This window comes from Ruegeria sp. AD11(2025), assembly GCF_056542405.1.
Genome location: NZ_JBQFZU010000034.1, coordinates 18,449 through 41,554, shown reverse-complemented (window position 1 = coordinate 41,554; position 23,106 = coordinate 18,449). Strand labels below are relative to the sequence as shown.

At 54.6% G+C, this 23,106-nt stretch carries 22 protein-coding genes; 7 read left to right on the top strand and 15 right to left on the bottom strand.

Annotated elements, in window-relative coordinates:
• Positions 1-398 precede the first annotated feature (398 nt).
• Positions 399-1,652 carry a Hint domain-containing protein gene (locus tag ACR1XY_RS21410; RefSeq protein ID WP_480596299.1) on the top strand — a complete coding sequence of 418 codons (1,254 nt, stop codon included), beginning with the start codon at positions 399-401 and terminating at the stop codon, positions 1,650-1,652.
• 39 nt (positions 1,653-1,691) lie between these two features.
• On the opposite strand, the gene ACR1XY_RS21405 is transcribed toward ACR1XY_RS21410, so the two are convergent.
• The 5 genes from ACR1XY_RS21405 to ACR1XY_RS21385 all read right to left on the bottom strand — a co-directional run bounded on the left by ACR1XY_RS21405 (position 1,692) and on the right by ACR1XY_RS21385 (position 6,675).
• A complete protein-coding gene (locus ACR1XY_RS21405) occupies positions 1,692-1,811 on the bottom strand; it encodes a YjhX family toxin (RefSeq protein WP_480596297.1) in 120 nt (39 codons plus the stop codon).
• 727 nt (positions 1,812-2,538) lie between these two features.
• Positions 2,539-3,516, bottom strand: a complete 978-nt coding sequence (locus ACR1XY_RS21400; protein ID WP_480596295.1) for a 2-dehydropantoate 2-reductase — start codon at positions 3,514-3,516, stop codon at positions 2,539-2,541.
• 4 nt (positions 3,517-3,520) lie between these two features.
• Positions 3,521-5,056, bottom strand: coding sequence for an acyl--CoA ligase (locus ACR1XY_RS21395; RefSeq protein ID WP_480596293.1), 1,536 nt, complete (start codon positions 5,054-5,056; stop codon positions 3,521-3,523).
• Between the two features lie 60 nt (positions 5,057-5,116).
• A complete protein-coding gene (locus ACR1XY_RS21390) occupies positions 5,117-5,800 on the bottom strand; it encodes a fumarylacetoacetate hydrolase family protein (protein WP_480596291.1) in 684 nt (227 codons plus the stop codon).
• A gap of 194 nt (positions 5,801-5,994) precedes the next feature.
• Positions 5,995-6,675: a FadR/GntR family transcriptional regulator gene (locus tag ACR1XY_RS21385; protein WP_480596288.1), complete on the bottom strand. Its 681-nt coding sequence runs from the start codon at positions 6,673-6,675 to the stop codon at positions 5,995-5,997.
• 141 nt (positions 6,676-6,816) lie between these two features.
• On the opposite strand from ACR1XY_RS21385, the gene ACR1XY_RS21380 reads away from it, so the two are divergent.
• The 5 genes from ACR1XY_RS21380 to ACR1XY_RS21360 are packed head-to-tail and all read left to right on the top strand — an operon-like array spanning position 6,817 to position 11,559.
• Positions 6,817-7,731, top strand: a complete 915-nt coding sequence (locus tag ACR1XY_RS21380) for a fumarylacetoacetate hydrolase family protein (protein WP_480596285.1) — start codon at positions 6,817-6,819, stop codon at positions 7,729-7,731.
• Positions 7,732-7,789: 58 nt separating this feature from the next.
• Positions 7,790-8,818 carry an ABC transporter substrate-binding protein gene (locus ACR1XY_RS21375; RefSeq protein ID WP_480596282.1) on the top strand — a complete coding sequence of 343 codons (1,029 nt, stop codon included), beginning with the start codon at positions 7,790-7,792 and terminating at the stop codon, positions 8,816-8,818.
• Positions 8,815-9,624: an ABC transporter ATP-binding protein gene (locus ACR1XY_RS21370; protein WP_480596280.1), complete on the top strand. Its 810-nt coding sequence runs from the start codon at positions 8,815-8,817 to the stop codon at positions 9,622-9,624. Before ACR1XY_RS21375 ends, ACR1XY_RS21370 begins: the two co-directional genes overlap by 4 nt.
• Complete coding sequence (locus ACR1XY_RS21365) at positions 9,621-10,493, top strand: ABC transporter permease (RefSeq protein ID WP_480596277.1); 873 nt, start codon at positions 9,621-9,623, stop codon at positions 10,491-10,493. Before ACR1XY_RS21370 ends, ACR1XY_RS21365 begins: the two co-directional genes overlap by 4 nt.
• Complete coding sequence (locus tag ACR1XY_RS21360) at positions 10,483-11,559, top strand: Ldh family oxidoreductase (RefSeq protein WP_480596275.1); 1,077 nt, start codon at positions 10,483-10,485, stop codon at positions 11,557-11,559. The genes ACR1XY_RS21365 and ACR1XY_RS21360 overlap by 11 nt, the downstream gene beginning before the upstream one ends.
• A gap of 42 nt (positions 11,560-11,601) precedes the next feature.
• On the opposite strand, the gene ACR1XY_RS21355 is transcribed toward ACR1XY_RS21360, so the two are convergent.
• Positions 11,602-12,279, bottom strand: coding sequence for a GntR family transcriptional regulator (locus ACR1XY_RS21355; protein ID WP_480596273.1), 678 nt, complete (start codon positions 12,277-12,279; stop codon positions 11,602-11,604).
• Between the two features lie 9 nt (positions 12,280-12,288).
• Positions 12,289-15,165 (bottom strand): FAD-binding and (Fe-S)-binding domain-containing protein, encoded by a 2,877-nt coding sequence (locus tag ACR1XY_RS21350; protein ID WP_480596270.1) that lies wholly within the window; start codon positions 15,163-15,165, stop codon positions 12,289-12,291.
• A 134-nt stretch (positions 15,166-15,299) separates the two neighbouring features.
• Here ACR1XY_RS21350 and ACR1XY_RS21345 point away from each other — a divergent pair, with 134 nt between their 5' ends.
• The gene (locus ACR1XY_RS21345) at positions 15,300-16,463 is read left to right on the top strand and encodes a pyridoxal-phosphate-dependent aminotransferase family protein (protein ID WP_480596266.1); all 1,164 of its coding nucleotides are present in this window, start codon (positions 15,300-15,302) and stop codon (positions 16,461-16,463) included.
• On the opposite strand, the gene ACR1XY_RS21340 is transcribed toward ACR1XY_RS21345, so the two are convergent.
• The 8 genes from ACR1XY_RS21340 to ACR1XY_RS21305 are packed head-to-tail and all read right to left on the bottom strand — an operon-like array spanning position 16,450 to position 23,096.
• Positions 16,450-17,568, bottom strand: coding sequence for a cytochrome-c peroxidase (locus ACR1XY_RS21340; protein ID WP_480596264.1), 1,119 nt, complete (start codon positions 17,566-17,568; stop codon positions 16,450-16,452). The two genes, ACR1XY_RS21345 and ACR1XY_RS21340, sit on opposite strands and share 14 nt — an antisense overlap.
• Before the next feature lie 8 nt (positions 17,569-17,576).
• Complete coding sequence (locus ACR1XY_RS21335) at positions 17,577-17,954, bottom strand: hypothetical protein (RefSeq protein WP_480596262.1); 378 nt, start codon at positions 17,952-17,954, stop codon at positions 17,577-17,579.
• The gene (locus tag ACR1XY_RS21330; RefSeq protein ID WP_480596259.1) at positions 17,951-18,757 is read right to left on the bottom strand and encodes an amidohydrolase family protein; all 807 of its coding nucleotides are present in this window, start codon (positions 18,755-18,757) and stop codon (positions 17,951-17,953) included. Before ACR1XY_RS21330 ends, ACR1XY_RS21335 begins: the two co-directional genes overlap by 4 nt.
• A 21-nt stretch (positions 18,758-18,778) precedes the next feature.
• Entirely contained in the window at positions 18,779-19,645 is an 867-nt protein-coding gene (locus tag ACR1XY_RS21325) for a dioxygenase family protein (protein WP_480596257.1), read from the bottom strand.
• Between the two features lie 10 nt (positions 19,646-19,655).
• A complete protein-coding gene (locus ACR1XY_RS21320; protein WP_480596255.1) occupies positions 19,656-20,960 on the bottom strand; it encodes a TRAP transporter large permease in 1,305 nt (434 codons plus the stop codon).
• Positions 20,957-21,508, bottom strand: coding sequence for a TRAP transporter small permease subunit (locus ACR1XY_RS21315; RefSeq protein ID WP_480596252.1), 552 nt, complete (start codon positions 21,506-21,508; stop codon positions 20,957-20,959). The genes ACR1XY_RS21320 and ACR1XY_RS21315 overlap by 4 nt, the downstream gene beginning before the upstream one ends.
• Before the next feature lie 30 nt (positions 21,509-21,538).
• The gene (locus tag ACR1XY_RS21310) at positions 21,539-22,612 is read right to left on the bottom strand and encodes a C4-dicarboxylate TRAP transporter substrate-binding protein (RefSeq protein WP_480596249.1); all 1,074 of its coding nucleotides are present in this window, start codon (positions 22,610-22,612) and stop codon (positions 21,539-21,541) included.
• A 25-nt stretch (positions 22,613-22,637) separates the two neighbouring features.
• Entirely contained in the window at positions 22,638-23,096 is a 459-nt protein-coding gene (locus ACR1XY_RS21305; RefSeq protein WP_480596302.1) for an OsmC family protein, read from the bottom strand.
• Positions 23,097-23,106 lie beyond the last annotated feature (10 nt).

Below are 23,106 nucleotides of genomic sequence, written 5' to 3'. Positions count from 1 at the left end.
TCATCTCCACTCCTTGGCGGTTACGATGAGCCAGAAACCCTCTCTTATCAAATCGACCTAAACTGTCCCATTGGCGCTGACGTCAGACAATTCCTTGTGGGAAGCCGTAAGATCAAAGGTTTGGTTCGACATGTCGATTGCCGGTCCTGTACCGTCGAGACTGTTGACCCTGCTGCGACGGCATCCGGCGGCTCAGAGCCCAATCCTCTCAAATGCCGCATCACGCATTAACGTCGGCTTTTGTGACAACATTGGCGGTTTGCATGCCAATCTCGCGAGAGGCGGCAACATAGCGCCGAGTTGAGCAATGCGTTATTGTTCGGAAGCCAGCACGTGGGCTAGAATGCAACTTATACGATAGTGCATTTACGCCGACGAACCAAAAGACGGTACGCAACATGCCAGTTTTTATTGTTTTGACAGATGCAGATATTAGCGATGCTGCATTTTGGGGAGCGTTGGATATCGGTCCCGACAGTACGATTGATGCTTCCGGACTGAGCAATTCGATCCAGGTCACGATGACCGGGAATTCCATCACATTCACAGATACCAATACAGGGATTGTCACTACATACAGCGATGTTGATCTGGCTGGTGGATCGTTCAGCCAATTCGTCGAATACACGGGTAACAACAACGACGACAATGTCAGCGGATCGGTCGGTCTGAACGCAGGCGGTTACAGCGGCGGGCGTGGAGACGATACCTTAACAGATAGCGGCACATTGGGTGGGACTATCAGTGGTGGCCTTGGCAATGATACTCTGCAGGGCGGCTCCGGCGACAACAACATCTTTGGCGATCAAGGCAATAATACTCTGCGCGGCGGTTCCGGGAACAATAACCTCAGCGGGGGAGCAGGCAGCGATACGCTTTTTGCTGAAGACGGTAGCGGGAATTTAGATGGCGGCACTGGTACAGATGTCATCTATGCAGGCCAGAACACCAGCTTTGTCGATGGAGGTAATGGAAACGACACGTTAATCCTACCGGCTGGATCAACCTTCACTCCATTTTCTCCCGGTTCGAATGGCGGTACCGCTACGTTGTCAGGCGGAGGTACTTTTACTTATGTCAACATCGAGTCGGTTGAGATTGCCTGTTTCACTGAAGGGTCCTTGATTAGAACGCCCGACGGCGATCGTTTGATAGAAGACCTTAGAGTCGGTGATTTGGTCGACACACTCGATCATGGGTCACAGCCCATCCGTTGGATTAACAAGCGCACTGTGCCGGGCAGAGGTAAACATGCGCCTATCTGTTTTGCGCCCGGTGTGATCGGAAACCAGCGCGCGATCCGGGTCTCTCCACAGCATCGTGTTTTGTTATCGGGCTGGCGTTGCGAGCTTTTTCTGCATACGCCCGAAGCTTTGTGCGCGGCGAAGCATCTGTGTGATGGCGACCGTATATTCGTCGCCCCGTGCGATGAGATCACTTATGTCCACTTTATGTTTGGCCAGCATGAGATCGTGTATTGCGAAAATGCGCATCTTGAGAGTTTCTATGCTGGCGAGCAGATCATGAAAGCCGACCAAGCCATTTATCAAGAGCTGATTGAGTTATTCCCCGAACTCGCTGGTGACCAAAAGGTATCACTACCCGCACGCCCGTTCGTCAAGAAAGCTGAGGCAATGCTGCTGAACGGCTGACGCGTGTGAAGCATGAAACGTCGCGCACTTCGCCGTTCGTCATGCGCTCCAATGGATGGCTCCACCTTGCGCCAGAACGTGCAAAACACGCTGTTCGTGTTTTGAGATATTCAATGGATTGTCTCTTGGTCTTATGCCAGCCGAAAATGCATCCGGCATCTCGCACGGAAGTCTTTTGGTTCAGGTCGGTCCAATCAGGTGGACCTTAGCGGCGGGCCGCAATCGTAGACATAAAATCTCTATAACTCTGCATCCGTGCAGCGCGTGATGGGGAGATAGTGTGATGAGTGTCATAAGGCAAGCGGACATTGGGAAGACCAAATCGAACGGAAGCAAAGTCCCGCGTCTGTCTGGTCGGACCAGGCCGCGGCGAAAGTACGGTCTCGGTTCAGGCCAATTTCAGGCCTCTGAATGGCAGCTTCGGTGGCACGCGCTGCGTCGCAACGAACGGCTCGCTGCGCATGCAGCTATCCGCGTTCGCCACGTGGCAGATCAGCAGGAACAGGCGCCTTCGGTGCCTGATCTGCAAATCAGCCTTGGTTATCCCAAAAGGAAGTCAGGATCAATGAAAGCAGTCTGGGTGCTGGATGAAGGAAGTGAAGCGAAAATGGCAAGGCTCTGTCGCTGGTGGCAGTACTATGCGTCGCCCTATAAATGAAACGTGGAACGTCACTGATATTTGACTCAATCGACTTCCAAAACCTCAACAAATCGGCAAATCGCGTCACTCATTTCTGACCCAAACGGCAAGCATTTTTGACCCAAAACGAGCGGCAGCTTGTGGTCGAAGCCGCGGATAAACTCTCGAAGTTGCGTTATGACACTTCCGAACCAGTCTCAGTTATCCGCCTCAAGCCACGCTCTTGTTGCAAGGCCCAAAGAAACTTTAGTAGAGACCAGCGACCTTTGCCCGGAGTTTGACCAGTGACGCTACGATGTCGATGGTGGGCGTTGAGACCCCTGTAAGTTGTCCCAGTTCTTGCACTGAAGTTACTAAGGCATCAATTTCCATCGGTCGGCACAACTCCAAATCCTGCCACATGGAGGTCTTGTGCGCACCGACGGCCGCTCCACCGTCGATCCGTTTTTCAACGTCTATCGGGAATTTAACACCAAGTTTCTCACCGATTTCCTGAGCCTCAAGCATCATCCCGCGAGCCACAGAGCGTGAGCCTTGGTCGGTACACAAGACATCAAGTGTTGAATGGGTGAGAGCGGAAATAGGATTGAACGACAAGTTGCCCCATAGCTTCAGCCAAATCTCGTCCCGAATTCTTGGTCTTACAGGCGCACGCAGACCGGCAGTGGACAGTGCAGCCGAAAGGTTGGCGGCACGGTCCGATTTAGAGCCATCGGGTTCGCCTAACGAAAACCGATTGCCTTCGACATGCTTGATCGATCCCGGAGCAATGACTTCTGCGGCTGGATAAACAACACATCCAAGCACCCGGTCCGGCCCGAAACCGTTCCATTGCGCGTCTCCCGGGTCTACAGATGACAATCTAGTTCCCTCGAAGGGGCCGCCCAGCTTGTGGAAATACCACCATGGTACCCCGTTCACTCCGCTCACTATTGTTGTTTCTGCCCCAATCAGCGGCTGCATCGAGCCCACAACTGCTGGAACGGAATGCGCTTTCAGTGTGATAAAGACATAGTCTTGTGGTCCGAGATCGGCGGCATTGTCCGAGGCGCGTATTGGCACGTTGATCGGGTCCCACCCATCCTCGTGGAGAGTCAGCCCTTTTTCTTGCATTGCAGCCAGATGTGGGCCACGCGCAATGACACTGACGTCGGCGTCAGCCTGCGCGAGCTTCGCGGCAACGTAACCTCCGATAGCTCCGGCACCAAAGATACAAACTTTCATGTGTCTAAGCCTTTGCCAGTCCCAATTTAGCGGCCATCCCGATCCTTTGTATCTTACCAGTCGCGCCTTTTGGTATCTCTTCGAGAATAACCACTGAAGTCGGCACCTTGAACTTTGCGAGCCGCGCGCCAACAAAATCCCGGACTTCCTGACCTGCAATCGCCGCTCCTTCTGAGAGCACCACCGCCGCCGCTATGTCTTCGCCCAGTTTTTCGTGGGGAACGGCAAAACAAACTGCCTGAGCAACGTCCGGATGGCTCAGAAGCACGGCATCAACTTCAAGCGGGCTGATTTTTTCTCCGCCGCGATTGATAAGCTCCTTTAGGCGTCCGGTCAGTCGCAGATAATTCTCCTCGTCGAACGACCCCTGGTCGCCGGTGCGAAACCAGAGTTTTCCATCTGCTTCAAAGAAATTGTCTGCATTTGCCTGCGGGTTGCTCTCATACCCAGGCGTCACGTTCGGACCGCTGATAACGATTTCTCCGACATCACGCGAAGCGATCAATACATTTTCCGTTTCGTCTGCAATTCTGACTTCGGGACCCGCTGCTACTCCGACATATCCGGGCTTTTGCTTTTGTGGAGGAAGCGGGTTGCAACACATTTGATGCGTAGCCTCAGTCATACCGTAGGCTTCGATCACGGGCGCATCAAAAGTCGCAATCAACTCTTCCATTACCGGCGCGGGCAACGACGCGGAAGAAGACCGCAAGAAACGCAATCGAGATTCCTCAATAATCGATTGGTTTCGGGCGGCTCGGGCGAGAATAGCTTGGTGCATTGTCGGAACTGCTGTGTACCATGTCGGATCAACCTCAGCGACCTGCGAAAAAAAGCTGAGAGCGTTGAACCCAGGGGTGCAGCTAATTTGCGATCCAGCGCTTAATGAAGCTGCGACGGCCGCGATCAACCCATGGATATGAAACAGAGGCATAATGCTCAGACAACGATCGTCTGTCGTTAGCTTCAAAGACGAAGCAACGTTCCGCGCCGACGAATAAATATTGGCCTGCGTCAAAGGAACGATCTTGGGGCGAGACGTTGTTCCTGATGTGTGGAGTATCAGGGCAACGTCATCTTCGCCCGGCGCTGATGTATCAACCACTCCAATTGGGTCACAGGCCAAAACGGAAAACTGTCCGGCTGGACGAGAACTATCACTAGAAGCCCGCAAGACGACCACACCCAGTTCCGTCGCCGCTTGCACGGCTGGGCCATTTTCGTTTTCGCTTACAAGAAGGGCCTTTGCTTTCAGGTCTTTGAGATAGAAGACGTATTCTTCGAAAGTGTATGCAGGGTTTAAGGGCGCCGTCGTCGCCACTTGGGCGACGGATATGAATGCCGTCGCCATCTCTGGTCCGTTGGGCAACACAATTGCCACCCTGTCGCCGCGCCCTACTCCGATCTGATGCAGGTCCTCTTTGACTTTCGCGCAATGCTCGCGCAAACCAAGATAGCTCAACCAAGACCGGCCAGGGGCTCCAATGGCATTTGCAGTGTCTGCGTGGTGTGCGATCAATTCAGCGACTAAATGGGGCATCTGTTATCCGTTTACAAAAGCGTCGGTTTCTTTCGCAAAGTAAGGTTGTCGCAGCAGGTCCTAAGTCACGCGTACATTCAGGCTGCCCAGCTTGTCGACGGCCAAGACCATAACATCCCCTCGGTTGACGGGACCAACACCAGAAGGTGTCCCTGAAAGGATAACGTCACCGGCCGCAAGCTCGAAGTAGTCGCTCAGGTACGAGATCATCTCGGGGACTTTCCAAATCATCTGGTTCAAGTCGCCTTCTTGCCGAACTTCACCATTCACCGTCAGAGTAATCGGACCTCTGTCGAGATGCCCGACCTCTGATGCCTTGTGAATCGGTCCGCATGGCGCCGAGCGCTCAAACGCTTTCCCAATTTCCCACGGGCGACCCATTTTTTTCATCTGTCCTTGCAGGTCGCGACGGGTCATATCAAGTGAAAGGCCGTACCCAAAGACATGATCCAACGCATCGTCCACCGAGATATTCGTGCCGCCGGACTTGAGCGCAACAAGCATTTCTGCTTCGTGGTGCACGTCGGAACTGTGCGGAGGGTACGGGAACTCCCCTGAGGAATCCAAATTGTTGGGATTCTTCTGAAAGAAAAACGGGGGTTCCCGGTTCGGGTCGTGACCCATTTCAATCGCATGTGCCGCGTAGTTCCGCCCAATGCAATAGACACGACGAACCGGGAACGTGCCGCCCCCCGCTACGGGTATGACGTGCACCTGCGGCGCGGGAATGACATGGTCGGACATCGCTTTCCTCCTGAGCGTTTGACAGCTAAAGATCGGGTTTTCAAACGGACAGACACCTTCCGATCAATGCCACATCACATTCAATTGGACGTGGCTGCTTACCAAGTCATCGCCAAAATCTATGCTATTTTGCAAGAGCCACGGCTTCAATATGGCGCGACCATTTCCCAAATTGGTTGGGCTTTGGCGCTACCTCAGTCGTCGGACTGGATGCTCTTTGGCAGCACACGCGAATAAACCGATTTCAGGTGATCTACCATGGCGCTGGCCGCAAGCTCGCCATCACCCTTTGCTATGGCTGACACAATCACATCATGTTCACTAAAACTGGAATAATCTTCTGCGGGTTTCAAAGTCTCTCGTGGCTGCCCCCAAACAATTGATCTTCGAACCGAATTCAAAGTCTCGAAGAAGTATAGAAAGAGCTGGTTTCGAGTAGAGCGGGCTATGGCGTAGTGCAAATTGTTGTCCCACGCTTCGTAAGTGCGCCAATCTTCTGCCGTGCGACATTTGTCCGCGCAAAGCCTCATTTGCTCACGGTCCGAACGAGTAGAATGGAGCGCCGCCAGCCGGCTAAGCTGCGGTTCGATCGTAAATCGCACCGACACAACCTGTTCAGGTTTAATTTGATTGCCCAAATAGGTTACGTCGGTGAGGTTGAGAACCGGCCTGGAACCAACAAATGTTCCCCGCCCCACATGACGCCAGATCAGCCCCTGGGCCTCAAGCTCTGCCAACGCTCTTCGCAACTGATTGCGGGTTGCCCCAAGTTTTGAACACAGCTCACGTTCAGGTGGGAGCCTGTCGTTATGCCTGTATCCGGCATTGTTAATCAGGTCGCGTACACGGTGCGCGAGTTCGGTTGGTGCGCTCATATCTCCACCCAATTTGGTGATTGGTTGATTGATTGAAACGCCAAGTCGGAAAAAACTCAAGGCCAAGAAACAAGCAAACATCGAGTCGCCGGACAGAGCCCGCGACCCGAGCTTTGCATCAGCACTAGGGAGGAGAGCCGAGTGCGATTAGCAACTGTTTCCGTAGAGGGCAACGCAGTTTGCGTGGCAATACTTGCCGATGGCAGCAGATTGGACGTTTTGCACGCAGCACAAATCCTTGGCATGGCGCTGGATGCCAGTACGATGCAGCAGTTGATTGCAGGCGGCGAAGTTACGCTTAAGACCTTAAATTCACTCGTTTCGTCAGCAGAATCAGGAGAACTGACAGACGCGTTGGTGCCCGCTGATGCACCATTTTTGGCTCCAATTCCTGCTCCGCGTAAAAACGTGTTTTGCGTTGGGCGCAACTACGCTGAACACATCGCCGAGGGTGATCGGGCGCAAAACCAGAAAGTTGGTGTAACCGAGCATCCGGTGTTCTTCACAAAACCGCCGACGTCCATTGTGGCACCAGAGGCCGAAATTTTGATTTTTCCAAAGGTTTCGCAGGCCATAGACTATGAAGTTGAACTGGCAATTGTGATCGGAAAACCGGGGCGCAACATAGCTAAGGCTGACGCATACGAGCATGTATTCGGCTATACTATCCTCAATGACATCACCGCTCGTGACATCCAACGCCGACATGGTGGGCAGTACTTCAAAGGCAAGGGTTTGGATGGGTCTTGCCCATTGGGTCCCTTAATAGTGACCGCCGACGCAGTAAGCGATCCACACGCATTATCAATTGGAATAACGATCAACGGTGAACAGCGCCAAAACGGAACGACGGCGGACATGATTTTCGACATTCCAACGCTGATCGCTTCCCTGTCGGAGGGCATGACCCTGGAACCTGGCGACGTTATCGCGACTGGCACGCCGTCTGGTGTTGGGTATGCGATGAACCCTCCACAGTTCCTGAAAGACGGGGACATCGTGGTTTGTGAAATTTCAGAAATCGGCACGCTCAGGAATACCGTGCGCGCCGTTTAAGTGGCTCCTGCATTGCTGAATATGCGGGACGCCAACCATGCAAGGGAGGAAGACTACAATGATGAACAGAAGGACTTTCACAGCGTCTTTGCTTTCGGCGGTACCGGTAGCGGGAGCATTGGGAACACAGGTTTTTGCGCAGGATTTGCGTAAAATTACTTTCGTGCAGCCAAGCCCTTCGGCAATCAATTCATTTCCGGTGTTTGTTGCCATTGGAGAAGGGTACTTCGCGGATGAAGGTTTGGATGTAACTGTCGAGGCGATTAACGGCTCGGGCGCCGTGCTTCAGGCATTATCCGCCGGGCAAGCGCATTTCGGTCGCCCAGGACCTGGCCCCTTGATTGCCGCACGGTCGCGCGACGTGGATGCCGTACACATCTACAACGTTGCCGCCCGCAGCAACTTTGGCATCGCCGTGCCGGAAGACTCTGACATTCAAAACGTCGAAGAACTGCGGGGCAAAGTCATCGGAACAGGTACCGCGGATGGCGCTGAAGTGGGCTTTGCACGAAACGTAATGACCGGGGCTGGCATGAAAGAGGGTGAAGATTTTACCTTCCTGACCGTCGGCGATGGCGGCCCAGCAACTGCGGCTTTCCTGAACGGCGAAATTGACGCTTATTCTGCTTCGACGGCTGATACGGCAATCCTGAACCAGCGCGGTATGGCGGTGCGTGACATCACGCCTGCGGAATTCGGGCGCTTCTTCGGAAACGGTATTGCAACTATGGCTGACACAATCGCCAATGACCGCGAATTGGTTGAGGCCTGGAGCCGCGCATTCGCACGTGGACACGCTTTTGCGCTCGATGATGCCAACCGCGAAGCCGTGTTGAAGCACCTGGCGGACGGAAATCCGCAGGAAGGCGAGGACAAAGAGTTCCAGTCAGCGCTGTTCGATGCCGTGCGTTCAAAAACCATAGCAGCAGATCCAAGCAATGGTCTGGGATGGTATCCCGCCGAGGTTTGGCAAGAATGGCAAGATGCGCTGGTCGCAGGGGGCGAAATTTCAGGGCCACTTGATGACCTGAGCGCTGCGTGGACCAATGAGTTTGCTGCCATTGGCAACGAGGCCGCCAGCAAATGAACGCTGAAGTCACCCATGAGTTCTCCGGCGCGCCCCTGGGCACGCCGGTCTACGAGTTGACCCACGTAAGCAAGACCTATGCGCGCAATCTGGTTGTCGCGCTCGAGGACATAAATCTGACGCTTCGGAAAGGAAGCTTCACATCTGTCATCGGGTCCAGCGGGTGCGGAAAGTCAACTCTGCTCAAGATCATGGCGGGCCTGATCCCGCCCACCAAGGGGCGTGTGATCCTTCAGGGACAACCGGTCACAGGGACACGCCGGGACATCGGTATGATGTTTCAGCAAGCGACGCTTTTCCCCTGGAAAACGGCCGTAGAAAACATCGTCTTGCCGATTGAAATCCGCGATGGAAAGGCGGCGGCCAAGCAAGCTATGGCCAAGGCGCAGGAACTTTTGGACATCGTGGGTTTGCAAGGGTTCGAAAACGTATATCCGAACGAATTGTCAGGCGGCATGGCGCAGCGCGCTTCAATCTGCCGAATGCTGATCACAGAACCAGCCGTGCTTTTGATGGACGAACCATTCAGCGCTCTCGATGAATTGTCGCGCGATATGATGAACATGGAATTGCAGCGGATATGCCGGGAACAGGATGCGACTGCTTTTCTTGTAACGCACTCCATTCAGGAGGCCGTTATTTTGTCTGACGAAATCGTCGTTCTCAAACCGCGCCCGGGCAGGATTGCTGAAATCGTCGAGGTCGACCTGCCGCGCCCACGAACGCTCGATATGATGACTACACCAAAATTCGGCGCTATCGTAGACTACATTCGCAGCCTCCTGGATAAGGGAGAAGAAATGTGAGCGAAGTTCAGAATTACTCACCTTCCGTAAAAGACGCTGATACCGCAGAAGACACTGTATGGGAGCAGAAAGTTCACTTTATCGACTCGGTCCCCCGCTGGTTGGCGATGACCTTTGTCTTCGTGGTATTCGTCGGTACCTGGCAAATTGTGACCAGTTTTAAGCTGGTCTCTCCGATCATTTTACCGACGCCGATGGAAACCCTCAAAGATATGATCTTCGTGGGGCAAAACCTTTTGACCGGCGGTTACATGCTTGGTGCGCTGTGGATCACGATAAAGGAAGTCATCTACGGTTTTGCGCTGGCAATCGCGATCGGGTTTTCGCTGGGCGTTTTGGTTGGCGAAACGGCCTTTGGCGAGAAGGCCGTGATGCCCTATTTGGTATCTATCGATACGATGCCAAAAGTCGCGTTCGCACCGCTATTTGTGGCTTGGCTGGGGTTCGGCATTGAATCCAAGGTGGCACTTGCGGCCTTTATCGCAACCTTTCCAATCGTAGTTGGTACTGCGGCTGGGCTTCACGCCGCCGACGAAAACGCGCGCATGTTGTTCAAGACGATGGGTGCGAGCCGGATGCAGACATTGATCAAAATGAAGCTGCCGACTGGGTTGCCACAGATTTTCACCGGCCTCAAAATCGGAGCAGTCGGTGTTATGGCTGGCGCGATCACAGGAGAATTCCTGGGTGGCGGAAAGGGATTTGGTGAACTCATCCGTGTTGCAGCTTCGCAGCTCAACACTCCGCGCGTGTTCTCCTTGATCCTGTATCTAAGCCTTGTTGGTCTCGCTGTATTTGCGTCAGTGGTTTGGACACAGCGTAAGCTGGTGTTCTGGCACAAAGAGCAGGTTGGCAGAGATGACTTCTGAGCCTGTGAAAATAGACTGCCAGAGCTTGCGTGAATTTGTGGCAAGCGCGCTCGAAACGCAAGGTGTGCCAGAAGCCGATGCGGACAGGGTGGCCTCGCTGATGGTTGAGGCCGACATTTTCGGCTATGGCACTCACGGGGTTTTTCGCCTGCGCCAGTACCTTGCCCGATTAGCAGGTGGCGGGTGCAATCCCACGCCCAACGTCACTATTGAACATGAAACCGTCGCAACCGCGTTGATTGACGGCGATGACGGCCTTGGTCACCTGGCTATGGCGGCGGCACGTGATCTTGCAGTAAAAAAGGCAAAAGAGGTCGGCATCGGATGGGTTGGTGTTCGGCGCGGCAATCATGCAGGACCACTGGCACTTTATGTGCGCCCGCAAGCCGAGGCTGGGTTGCTTGGCATGGCTGCGGCGGTGGGCAGTGCAAACCACGTACCGCCCTATGGCGGAAGCGACTTGCTTCTTGGCACCAATCCCATCGCATTCTCTGCCCCTGCCGATGGCCCGGACCCGTTTGTGTTCGATATGGCGACGACCGTTGCCGCGATGGGTAAGATCAAAACCCTGTTGCAGCAAGGCGAACCTATGCCCGAAGGTTGGATGGTTGGGCGTGATGGCAATCCGTTAACGGACCCTGCCCGCAAATCAGAAGGGTTTCTTTTGCCGATCGGAGGTCCGAAGGGTTTCGGCCTTTCCGTGGCTATCGGGTTGATGGCCGGGGTGCTGAATGGCGCGGCATTCGGCTCTGACGTGGTCAATTTCACCTCGGATACAACTTCATCCACAAACACCGGCCAGTTCGTTATGGCGCTCAATCCGGCAGCCTTTGGGATGGGCAATGACTTTGCTTCTAACGCAGCCCGCGTCTTCTCTGAAATGCGCGCATCCGCCCCCCTGCCCGGTCATGACCCGGTGCGCTTGCCCGGAGACGGCAAAACGGCTGCCGCAGAGGCCCGCCGCAAAGACGGTGTGAGGCTGAACCCCGCTCTTTGTCGAGACCTTAACAAACTTGCTGAGGACTGTGGGCTATCTCCTCTGTTTCCTAGTCTCAGCACCGACTAGCAGCGCATCCGTGGGAAGCTGGTAGGCGCTTTTGACGAGAATTTAGCGAGGTGTCTCGTCCTCTGCCTCCAGCGCTTTCACAAGAGCAAAAAGTTTGTTCATCATGTGAAGCTTCATGGTTTTTCCAAGCCCATCTGCATCGCGGGCTTTAAGCAACTCCATCATGGCTTCATGTTCATCAATTGCCTGCGCCCAGCGTTCGTCCGACAAGTTGGCCATAAAACGTGCACGGCGGACCCGCGCGGCTAAAAGCTTGTGGTGGTTTTCCAAAATTTCGTTTCGCGCGCTCTGAATAAGTGCCTGATGGATGTCCTGATTGGCTTTGAAATACGCCTGCCGATCACGCGCCTCGTACGCGCTCAGCATATCCTTGTGGCTACTTTCAATCCGTTGAAATTCTGCGGCGTCCATCTGCTGACAGGCCAGTTCACCCACAAGTTGCTCAAGCGCTGCAAGCACTGGAAACGTGTTCTCCAATTCCTCTCTCGTTACACTTGCAACGCGAGCACCACGATTGGCCTGAAGCACCACGAAACCTTCTGATGCAAGAACCTTTAAGGCTTCTCTCAGTGGTGTCCGTGAAACACCCAAGGAGTCACAAAGCTGCTTCTCGGGCACTTTTTCACCCGGCTTCAACACATCCTCTACAACAAGATTGCGCAAACGTTCGACCAGCTCTTCATGTAACGTCGTGCGCTTGATGCTGTCCGTCAGATTCATTGCCACTTCCTATTCATCAAGTGCCATTTCCAGCAGGCGCGCGACATGCATGGGCTGTCGCAGGGTACCCGCAGTGATTTGGTGCCGGCACGATGTTCCATCCGCCACTACGATTGCATCCGCAGGCGCTTTTTCTAAAGCTGGAAACAGGTCGAGCTTTGCCATCTTGATCGATACATCGATAGTTTCGGGCGCGTATCCAAATGCCCCGGCCATACCACAACAACTGCTTTCAATCATGTGCACCTGCGCCTCGGGAATACGCTTCAGAAGATCAAGCATCGGTGTGACGGCATCGTGCGCTTTCTGGTGGCAATGTCCATGTACGTATATTGGGTGCTTCAACGGTTTCAGGGGCAAGTTCGATTGGCCGGCCAAAAACTCCTCGAAGGTACACGTGGCTTGCGACAACAGTTCTGCATCCCGTCCCGGGCAAAGAGCCAAATATTCGTCACGAAAAGTGAGGATTGAGGATGGTTCAAGTCCGACCACCGGCACCCCTTGAGCGACTGCCTCTCGCGTCGCGTCGATCACGCGCTGCGCCTCATGACGCGCCTCTTCCACGCAACCCACAGCCAAAAGAGTGCGCCCGCAATCCAGCGACCTTCCAGTTTGGTCATCCCGTGCTACGGCGACCCGCAGTCCTAGCGCACGCAGGACCCGGACCGCGGCGCGTAGATTGTCAGGCTCGAAATACCGGTTGAACACATCGACAAACAGAAGAACCTGCGGATCAGCGTCCTGTGCCTCGCCATCCCGGAACGGGTCTGAAGACCACACTGGTAAGTCACGTCGCGCCGAAATTCCAGTCGGTTTTTCCAGTAGTTTACGCAAAGGAAAAATTTTGTTCCGGGTATTCAATAGCCACGCAACTTTTGCTGCTTTAGGTGCATATCTGGGCAGATAAGCTACTAATTTATCTGCCAATGTCAGCCCGTCTTTTTTGCGCTTCGCTGAAAGCACTTCGATCTTCATGCGGGCTATATCAACGCCAGTCGGGCATTCACGCGCGCAAGCCTTGCAAGACACGCAGTATTTCATCGTGTCCTGCATTGCGTCCGAGGTTAAACCGCCCGGCAACTGCCCGCTGATGGCAAAACGCAACGTGTTTGCCCGCCCACGTGTGGCATCACGTTCGTTTCGGGTCGCACGGAAAGAGGGACACATAACCCCGCCCTTGAGCTTGCGGCACGCACCGTTGTTGTTGCACATCTCGACGGCGCCCTGGAATCCTCCTCCGGCACCCGGCCAAGCCGACCAGTCCAACGCCGCCTCAAATTCCGGAACTGAATAGTTCGGGCCGTAGCGGAATAGGCGGCGATCATCCATGGCAGGCGCGTGCACGATTTTGCCGGGGTTCATTAACCCATCGGGATCGAACCGGTCTTTAACCTCTTCAAACGCAGAAACGATGCGCGGGCCAAACATCTTGCCATGAAACTCTGATCGCACGATTCCATCGCCGTGTTCGCCTGAGTGAGACCCCTTGTATCTCTTGACCAGATCAAAGGTTTCTTCGGCAATCGCTCTCATTGTCCGGACGTCCTTATCCTGCCGCATATTCAGCACAGGACGAACATGTAAACACCCGACTGAGGCATGCGCGTACCATGTCCCCTTTGTGCCGTGTCGGGCGAAAATTTCAGTCAGGCCAGCGGTGTAATCGGCGAGATCAGGCAACGGGACGGCGCAGTCTTCAACGAACGAGATCGGTTTACCCGCCTCTTTCATCGACATCATCACGTTCAACCCAGATTTTCTGTATTCCGCGATCGAGTTTTGCAGTTTGGTATCAGTAACTGATACAACTCCGCCCCAACGGTTTTCAATCCCGCTGAAATCAAACCCGAGATCTCCCATCAGTTGGGAAAGCTCAACCAGTATTGCAGCATTGTCCTCAGCGCTACCCTCGGCGAATTCCACCAGCAGCAGGGCTTCGGGGTCGCCTTCAACAAACGCCTCAATCGTACTGCGGAACAACGGGATTTCACGCCCCAATGCGATCATGGTGTCATCGATCAACTCTACTGCCTGCGGTCTGAGCGTCACGAGGTGCTGCGTAGCCTCCATCGCAGCACGAAACGTCGGGAAATGACACACGCCGGTAACTTTTTCACCCGGCAATTGAGCCAGTTTCAGCTCCAGTTCTGTGAAATATGCCAGCGTACCTTCTGACCCCACCAGCAAATGGGACATGTTGACGTCGTTACCTACGAGCGCATCGATATTATATCCGCCCACACGACGCTGAACTTTAGGAAACCGGGCATCAATTTCCGAAGCCTCGCGACGCCCCAGAGCACGCATGTCTCCAACAAGATCCGCATACTCGCCAGGTGCCGCCATATCGGCGCTGAACCGTGCTTCCATTCCGTCGCTGAGGATTGCACTTATTGCACGGACATTGTCGCGCATGATCCCGTAGCGCAGGGATTTTCCGCCTGAAGAGTTGTTGGCGGCCATTCCTCCAAGCGTGCAGCGCGACGCGGTTGAGGGATCAACAGGAAACCACAGACCATGCGGTTTCAATGCTTGGTTCAGTTGATCCAGAACGACACCCGGCTGAACACGCGCGACACGGTTTTCAACGTCCACGTCCATAATGCGATTCAAGTGCTTGGTGTTATCCAGGACAACGCTTTGATTGACCGTTTGCCCACATTGCGATGTGCCGCCGCCGCGCGGAAGAATGGAGCATCCTTCGTCGCGCGCAACAGACATCACAGCCTGTATATCTTCTGTGGATCGGGGAACCACCACGGCCTTCGGTACCATCTGATAGATCGAAGCGTCGGTCGAGTATCGTGCGCGCGATGCAGGGTCAGCCGTCACCTCTCCCTGGACATCTGACAACAGTCGGCGGTGCAACGATCCATGTTCAAGCATCGGGTTCGCCTTCTCTTCCCAACTAGCCAATAAGAAGCTTCACTTCACCGTTGACTGAATAATGAATTCATAATTAAATTTTGCCAATAGGTAATCACGCCACTTTCATGACACCAACGGAAGGATCAGCTCAGATGCGCCAGGCGGGCAGACATTTTTTGCAAATCCCAGGGCCAAGTGCCGTGCCGGAACGCATCCTGAAGGCCATAAGCAAGCAGACCATCGACCACCGCGGGCCAGATTTTGCAGAAGTAGGCCACAAGGCCCTCGCTGGGATGAAAACGATTTTCAAGACAAAACAGAACGTCTTTATCTACCCTTCATCCGGGACAGGCGCATGGGAAGCTGCGCTTGTGAACACAGTGTCGCCGGGCGGAAAAGTTCTTATGTACGAAACAGGACATTTCGCGTTCATGTGGAACAAATTGGCCAAAAAAATAGGATTGCAGCCCGAGCTAATTGAAGGGGATTGGCGTGGTGGTGCGGACCCCAATCAGATTGAAGACCACCTGCGAATGGACAATCAGCACGAGATCAAGGCGGTCTGCGTTGTCCACAACGAAACGTCGACAGGGTCAGTCTCACCTATCGAGGACGTGCGCAGCGCTATGGACGCAGCAAAACACCCCGCGCTTCTTATGGTTGACTCAATCTCTGGCCTTGCATCGATCGATTTCAGGTTTGATGACTGGGGCGTAGATGTCTGCGTCTCAGGTTCGCAAAAGGGACTGATGCTACCACCCGGTCTGAGCTTCAATGCTGTAAGCGATCGTGCGTTGGAACATTCAAAATCCGTTACAACGCCACGCAGCTATTGGGATTGGCAGGATATGGTCGGGCCAAACCTGAAAGGGTTTTTCCCTTATACCCCCGGCACCAATCTTCTTTACGGACTAATTGAGGCCATCGATATGTTGCATGAAGAAGGACTGGACAACGTATTCGCTCGGCATGCCCGCCACGGAGCCGCGACACGGGCTGCCGTGCAAGCATGGGGTCTCGAGGTACTGTGTACTCGCCAAGGTCAGGAATCGGGCGTCCTGACCGCTGTTAAAGTCCCGGAAGGGCACTCTGCGGATGCCTTCCGCGCGACGGCGCTGGAACACTATGACATCTCACTTGGAAATGGCCTGTCGAAAGTGGCCGACAAAGTTTTCCGCATAGGTCACTTGGGGGATTTCAACGACCTGATGTTGATGGGCACACTCTCAGGCGTAGAAATGGGACTCGCCAAAAGCGGTGTGCCGCACAATACAGGCGGTACTCAGGCTGCATTAGAGTATCTCAAGGCCGCGTAGCACTGGACAAAGTCTCCAAAAACGCCACGAGGGCCGCGATCTCCTGTTCCGTCAATTTCAGTTCCGAAAGAACCGCCTCGCCGTCGGTGTGAAGCCTTTCCGTGTCGATTTCGCTGTAGTGCCGGACCACGGCATCAAGATCATCCAGGCTGCCGTCATGCATGTAGGGGGCGGTTTCCGCCACGCCTCGCAGGCTGGGCGTACGAAAGATTCCAAAATCAGAATGGCTTCGTCGCACATTTCGGACCGCCCACGCGCCTTGCTTTTCCGGATCGTCAGTCCAGTCTCCGTCCAATGTATAAGGGCTGGAGAGCAAAAAATTCAGTCCTCCGAACCGCCCTTCATCGACCTTTGTCTTGCTCAGAAAATACGGTACGCCAGCGTCGTGGAATTCGTTGTTGGAAAATCTCGGGCCATTATGGCAGAACACGCAATTCCCACGCCCCAAGAAGAGCTGAAGACCTCGCTGGGCAGCTTCGGGGTAGTTCGCAGCCTCTGCCAGATCGCTGCGCTCCAACGCGTCGCGAAAATCGTCAAATTGTGTCCGCTCGGTTACCAGAGTTTCCAGATAAGCTGATAGGGCTTTGGCAGTGTTTACCAACACCAGATCGGGGTTTTGGCTTTCAATTTCGCCAAAAATATCCTCAAAATCATTGACATCGGGACTTTCGGAAATGGCCCTCTTCAGGCTTTCCTTACTGTGCGCCATCTCTTGTTCTTCGATGATCGGATGCAAGCTGGCTGCCCAAAGATTATCGCTCTTTCCGCCCCACCCGTACCATCGCAGACCAGCCTGGTTCCGCAGCGATGGCGTATTCCGATCCAAAAGCACGCGACCGAACGCACGCGGATCGAGCGTGGTAAATGCCTGCTCGGGGTCGTGACAACTTGCACAGGCTAATGCACTGTCAATCGACAACACCGGATCATCGAAAAGCGCAGCGCCCAGCGCAATCGCTCGGGGATCGTTTGAAACCCTATTGCTTGGATCCGGCTGGATTGGTGGCGGCCACGGCCCGAAGGACAACGTTTGCTGGATCTCGTCTTCTGATAGCAAGACCTCAGCACGCACTACACTCGTTAGGGCCACGAACGCGACTGTCACCCACAGCTTCATTTCAACGCTAAGTCAGAAGTGTAGGATAACGTTTGCCCGTTATACTCGACGTCCACTTGCAGTTCCCACATTCCCGGCATGTGAAACAGCATATCATCGATACGGAACACGTCGTCGCCTATTGCAGTGACAACTGGAAGGTAGTTCATCCCGTGTTGGTGAGCAGGCATGACTGCATCGACACGCATTTCACTTACGGCAGTTTCACCGCACACCGTGAGGAGTATCGAAAACGGCTGGGCCAACGGGATTTCGTCGACAGCCACATACACCGTAGGTGCGTTCTGAGTTTCTGTACTCATCCGTTGCCCCGTCGCCTCACAAGCGATGGCCGCGCCGGAAGATGCCAGAAACCAGACGAGCCAGCGGATCATTTTGATGCCAGCAAACGTTCTGCGTTGGCATAGGCAATGTTGTCTGCGATCTGATCTGGAAGCAATTCCAGCCATTCGCGTGAAAAATCTGCATGCGGGCCGACGTAATACCAACGCTCCGGTGCAAACGTATCGGTACCGACCATAAACCGATCAGGATGCGCTTCGAACGCAGCTTGCCAATCCGGATCGACACGGCCCCGCGAGACCATATCGGAACGGAACGCCAGATCGGCCCAAAGCCGGGGATACGCGTTCAAAGCGTCGACCACCTTCCCCGGATCGTCAAAACCTGAGTGGGCCCATAACACCCGAGCCTCCGGCCAGGTTTCGAAAATCAGGTCTACCGCCTCGCGATCACCATGGTGGTGCAGAATTAGGTTCCGCTCTTTGGCCAGCGCGATCATGTGCTGGATGACTGGCGTCTTAATGTCATTTCCATAGGCGTGAAATTCGCCGATGGCTTCATAGTCATTCTTAGCCAGATTTGCTTCCAGATAGTCGATAACTGTTTCGTCGTGCATCCAGGTGTTGATCTCACCACGACGCCGATAAGGGCGAAGTGCCGGAACAACGATGTCCGGCGCTGCAGCCAAAAGAAGTTGCGTTCCGTTATCGTCCGAGCTGGAAACCAGGGCTTTCCGCACGCCTGCATCCCGCAGGATTTTGGCCACCTGTTCGGGCGGAACCAGTTTGACGGCATCATGGCTGTAGTGAATATGCGCATCGAAGATCGGCCGCTCTTCCGCGATGGCCTCACCGCAGAACAGCCATGCACCTAAAATGAAGGTATATCTTAGCATTTCAAACATCCTCCATAGCGTTCAGTCCCGAGCAAGCGTGACGTCGAAATTCACGTGCAGGTAAGGTTCAGTGATCTTACCTGAAAGTGCCATGTCATTGGGAAATTCTGAAGCGGGTCGTTCGACATACGTCATCACCAGATCGTCCCGAACGCCGAAGACCGTATCCTGATCCAGATAGGGATCGTCGTCCGGAAAAATCTCGGTCACGAGTGAGCGATAGCCGGGGGCTTTGACGATAAAGTGTAGGTGTGAGGGCCTCCACGGATGGCGACCGCAAGCGCGCAGAATATCGCCGACTGGCCCATCAGACGGCACAGTGTATTCAACAGGCTTAACTGTGGTGAAAGCATATCTGCCGTCATCGCCAACTGTCATCAGCCCGTGGAAAGAATAGGTGTCCTGTTCTTCATCCTGACTGGCGTAAAGGCCATTGGGGGCCGTTTGCCATATGTCGAGTTCTGCGCCGGCAATGGGATTGCCCTCTGTGTCCCGAATGACGCCTTCAGCAAGCAGAACCGGCCCGCCGTAATACCGTTTCATATCCCCACCCATGGGCAGCGGAGGTGCGCCGGATACGTGAAACGGGCCCAACACCGACGAACTTGTTGCGTCTGGACTTGAATGCAGCATGTCCACCAAAGATGACAGGCCCAGGACGTCCGACGCCAGCACAAACTCGTGGCGATCCTCGGTTTCCACAGCGGCACAACCCTCGAGAAACGCAATCCCAGCGCGCCATTCGTCATGCGTCAGGTTGGTTTCGCGCGCGAAGTCATGAAGATGCTTGACCAGGGACCCCATGATTTCACGCATCCGCGGATCGGTGTCTTTGGACAGGTATCCCATGAAGACGTCGGTGATATTGTCATTGGTGACAGAGCGCATCTTGGCCTCCTTAAATCAGGGCAAGGCTGAGGATCGGGAACTCGATCAGAATGAACAGAACGATCAGCATCACGAACGCAAAGGGAAGTGCGCCCATGAACACATCCTGGAGCGATATGCGGTCGTCGTTGATCGTAGATTTGATGACAAAACACGATATGCCCAGAGGCGGGGTCAGAAGTCCGATTTCAGCTCCGACCACGGTGATAATCCCGAACCAGATCAGCGACATATCAAGGGCCTCGGCCATGGGCAGGAACAACGGGACGACGATCAGGATGATCGATGCTGTGTCGAGCAATGTTCCCAAGAAAAGCATCAGCAGGACATAGAGCAGCATGATCGACCAGAAAGACGCGGAATTCCCTGCAAGCAAATCCTGCAACTGGTTGGGCAGACCAGCGAGTCCCAGCATGCGGCTGTAGATTGACGCTGCAGTGATCAGGAACAGGATCGCCGCTGTGATATGGCCGGTCTCCAGCAACGCATCCCAGAAGGCTCTGGGCGTCATGGATTTGCGCGCAACGGCGATAACCAGCGCGACCAATGCCCCGGCTGCCCCTGCCTCGACAGCGGTTAACCACCCCGTGTAAATGCCGCCGAGCACCACGGTGATGATGAACAATGTCGGCAGGGTTTTGGATGCGATCTCGCGCTTGGACATCCATTCGGTGTCTTCGACGACCCGGCCCCCAACGAATGATGGTGTGAAACGTCCCATGACCCAAATCGCGCCAACATAGGCGATTGCCAGCATGATGCCCGGTATAACTCCCGCAAGGAACATGTCCCCAACGGATTGTTCGGCGACAAACGAGTATATGATCAACATTGCCGAAGGCGGGATGATCATGCCCAGCACCGAAGACCCGGCCACCACACCAACAGCAAAACGCGGATTGTAGGCCTGCGCCATCATCTGCGGGACCGAAACTTTGGTGAACACCGATGCCGACGCAATTGACGACCCTGTAACTGCGGCAAAGACGGCGTTGGCTCCGACGGTTGCCATTCCGATACCGCCTTTGACCTTGCGAAATCGCATGGTCATGACTTCGTAGATGTCCCTGCCCAACCCGGCCTTTGAAACGATGAGCCCCATGAAGGTAAACAACGGGATGGTTGCAAAGCTGTATTCCATCGCGCTGTCGCCGACCGCCACTTTCAACAGGTTCAGAGCCAGCGTGAAATTGTCCCGCATCAGCCAAATCGACACGAACGAGACCACGCCCAGTGCGACAGGAATGTAAACGCCTGCGTAAATCAGAAAGACGATGGCGATGACCGAGATCAGGCCAATCTCAATCGGCGTCATTCTGCGGCCTCGTCATGTTCAGGGGTGCGAATTAGATGCGGGCGGTCCTGCGCCGTGACAACCTTGAGCAGGAAGATCACGCAGGCAAGCGCAGTACCGCACGCGATGACCAGTTTGACCGGCCACCATGGCAGTGTGAAAAGACCCGGAACTCCGAAGTAGTCCTGCGTCTCCCACATGTGCAGGAATTCCGGAAAGGTTACATAGGCAATTAGGCCCATGAAGATTGCCGAGATGGCATTGATGATGCGCCTCAGATTGCCCGTCAGACCAGGGCGGCGATGGTGCAGCAGGTTCAGAAACCCGTCCGAGCGCGTCAGCCGATCCACTCTGACCACGTCGGCCAGTTGCAGGAAAACGATCATCACGACCGAAAACTGCACCATTTCGTAAGTGCCTCGAAGCGGAGCCGAAAACAGCCCGCGCGCAACGACGTCGACATTCAGAATGACCACCAACGCAAGGACGACGAGCGTGCCCAAAGCGTTGGCAGTTATTGCAAGCGAATTAGCGACCCGCGACAGAACGGCAACTGCGGTCTTCAGCATGTATGGCCCCTTTCTCGGGTCGCCGAACGATTATTCGGCCGTCCAGTCGCGCACACCAGTGAAACCGGCATCCTGAAGCTTGCCGAGATAAGCGGCCAGCATATCCGTGCCTTGCTCGCCGTTCTCATTCAGCGTTGCAGCCCATTCCTGCGCAACATTGGGCATCGCATTTGCCCACGCAGCGCGGTCTTCATCCGAGATTTCAATGATCGATCCGCCAGCTTCTACAAAGGCATCTCGTGACGCAGAGGCTCGGTCCATCGCAATGCCTGCCACGTGGTCACGGTAGTCGATAGCCACGGCCTGGAGTACGTCTTTGACCTCATCGGGCAGATTTGCCCAGTAATCGGCGTTGACGGTGACTGTCTTTGTATTCACCGCGCCAAGGTCTGCCTTCAACATGTATGGGGCCACTTCTACGATCTTGAACGTCTTGGAAGCTTCCGGCCAAATCATCACGCAATCGACAAGGCCGGTTTGAACCATGTTGTAGAAATCAGTGAGGCCTCCGCGAACGCCCGCCGCGTCCTTGATACCCTCAAGATAGCGCAGGTTCAGGCCGGCACCCGCGATTTTGCGTCCTTCAAGGTCTGCAACTTTCTCGACCGGCTCTGAGCAGAACATCTGATATGTGTCGAGCACAACACCCGTCGCCAGATAGACCTGATTTTGCGCAGCGAACTCATTCTGCATTGCCGGGTATTCTCGCGCGATCTCATCCACGGCTTTGGCCACCGCGCGGGCATCCGACGCGACGAATGGTGTCGAGCCTGAGATCCCCTGACTGGGCAGCTTGGATGAATGGAAGATGGTTGTGACGATGCCAATGTCGCCCAAACCCAGTTGTACACCTTCAAGAACACCTTTGGGTTTTACGATCGAACCGCCATAGTTCTCCTGCCAGTTCATCTTGTAGTTACCGGACTCAGCCAGCCGCTTGTCCACTTCTGGAATGAAGAAGTTGGTGAATTCCTTCACCCACAACGCACGGTCGGGGTAGCCATCAATCACGACCGCGGAAATGGTTTCTTCTGCGGCAACGGGCAGCGCCATAACGCTAGCTAAAGCGGCGCCCATTAGGCTGCGTTTGGTCCAGTTTTTCATTTCTCTCCTCCCAGAAAGTCGGGTCTTATTTATTTTTTGTTTTGACCCAGTTGACGGTCAGGTCCGTGCCTGCCGCTTCAAACAGTTTTGCGATGGCGCAATACTTGGCTGTCTCCACGCCCACGCGTGTCAGTTCCTGCTGACTGGCGGGCGTATCGCACTTCACAGTGAGTTCGATTTCGGGAAACGGAACATCGATCTCCTCTTCCATCAGGACACCGCGCCGATCCAGCCTGCATTTCGTGTCGATTGTCACCGTGCCGAGATCAACTCCCAACCGGTGTGCGTTCTTGTGTCCGATGACGTTGGTACAGGCGATCAGGGCCGCCATTACGGTTTCGGTTGGAGACGGGCCTAGATTTGTTCCACCTCGTTCGACGGGCCTGTCGACAATCACATCAGGATCGCGAATTGCAATCTCAGCGCGCGTGTGTGTCGGGCACTGGGCTGTCGTGCGGTACGTCACGACAGGTTTCACTTTCATCGCCACTGCG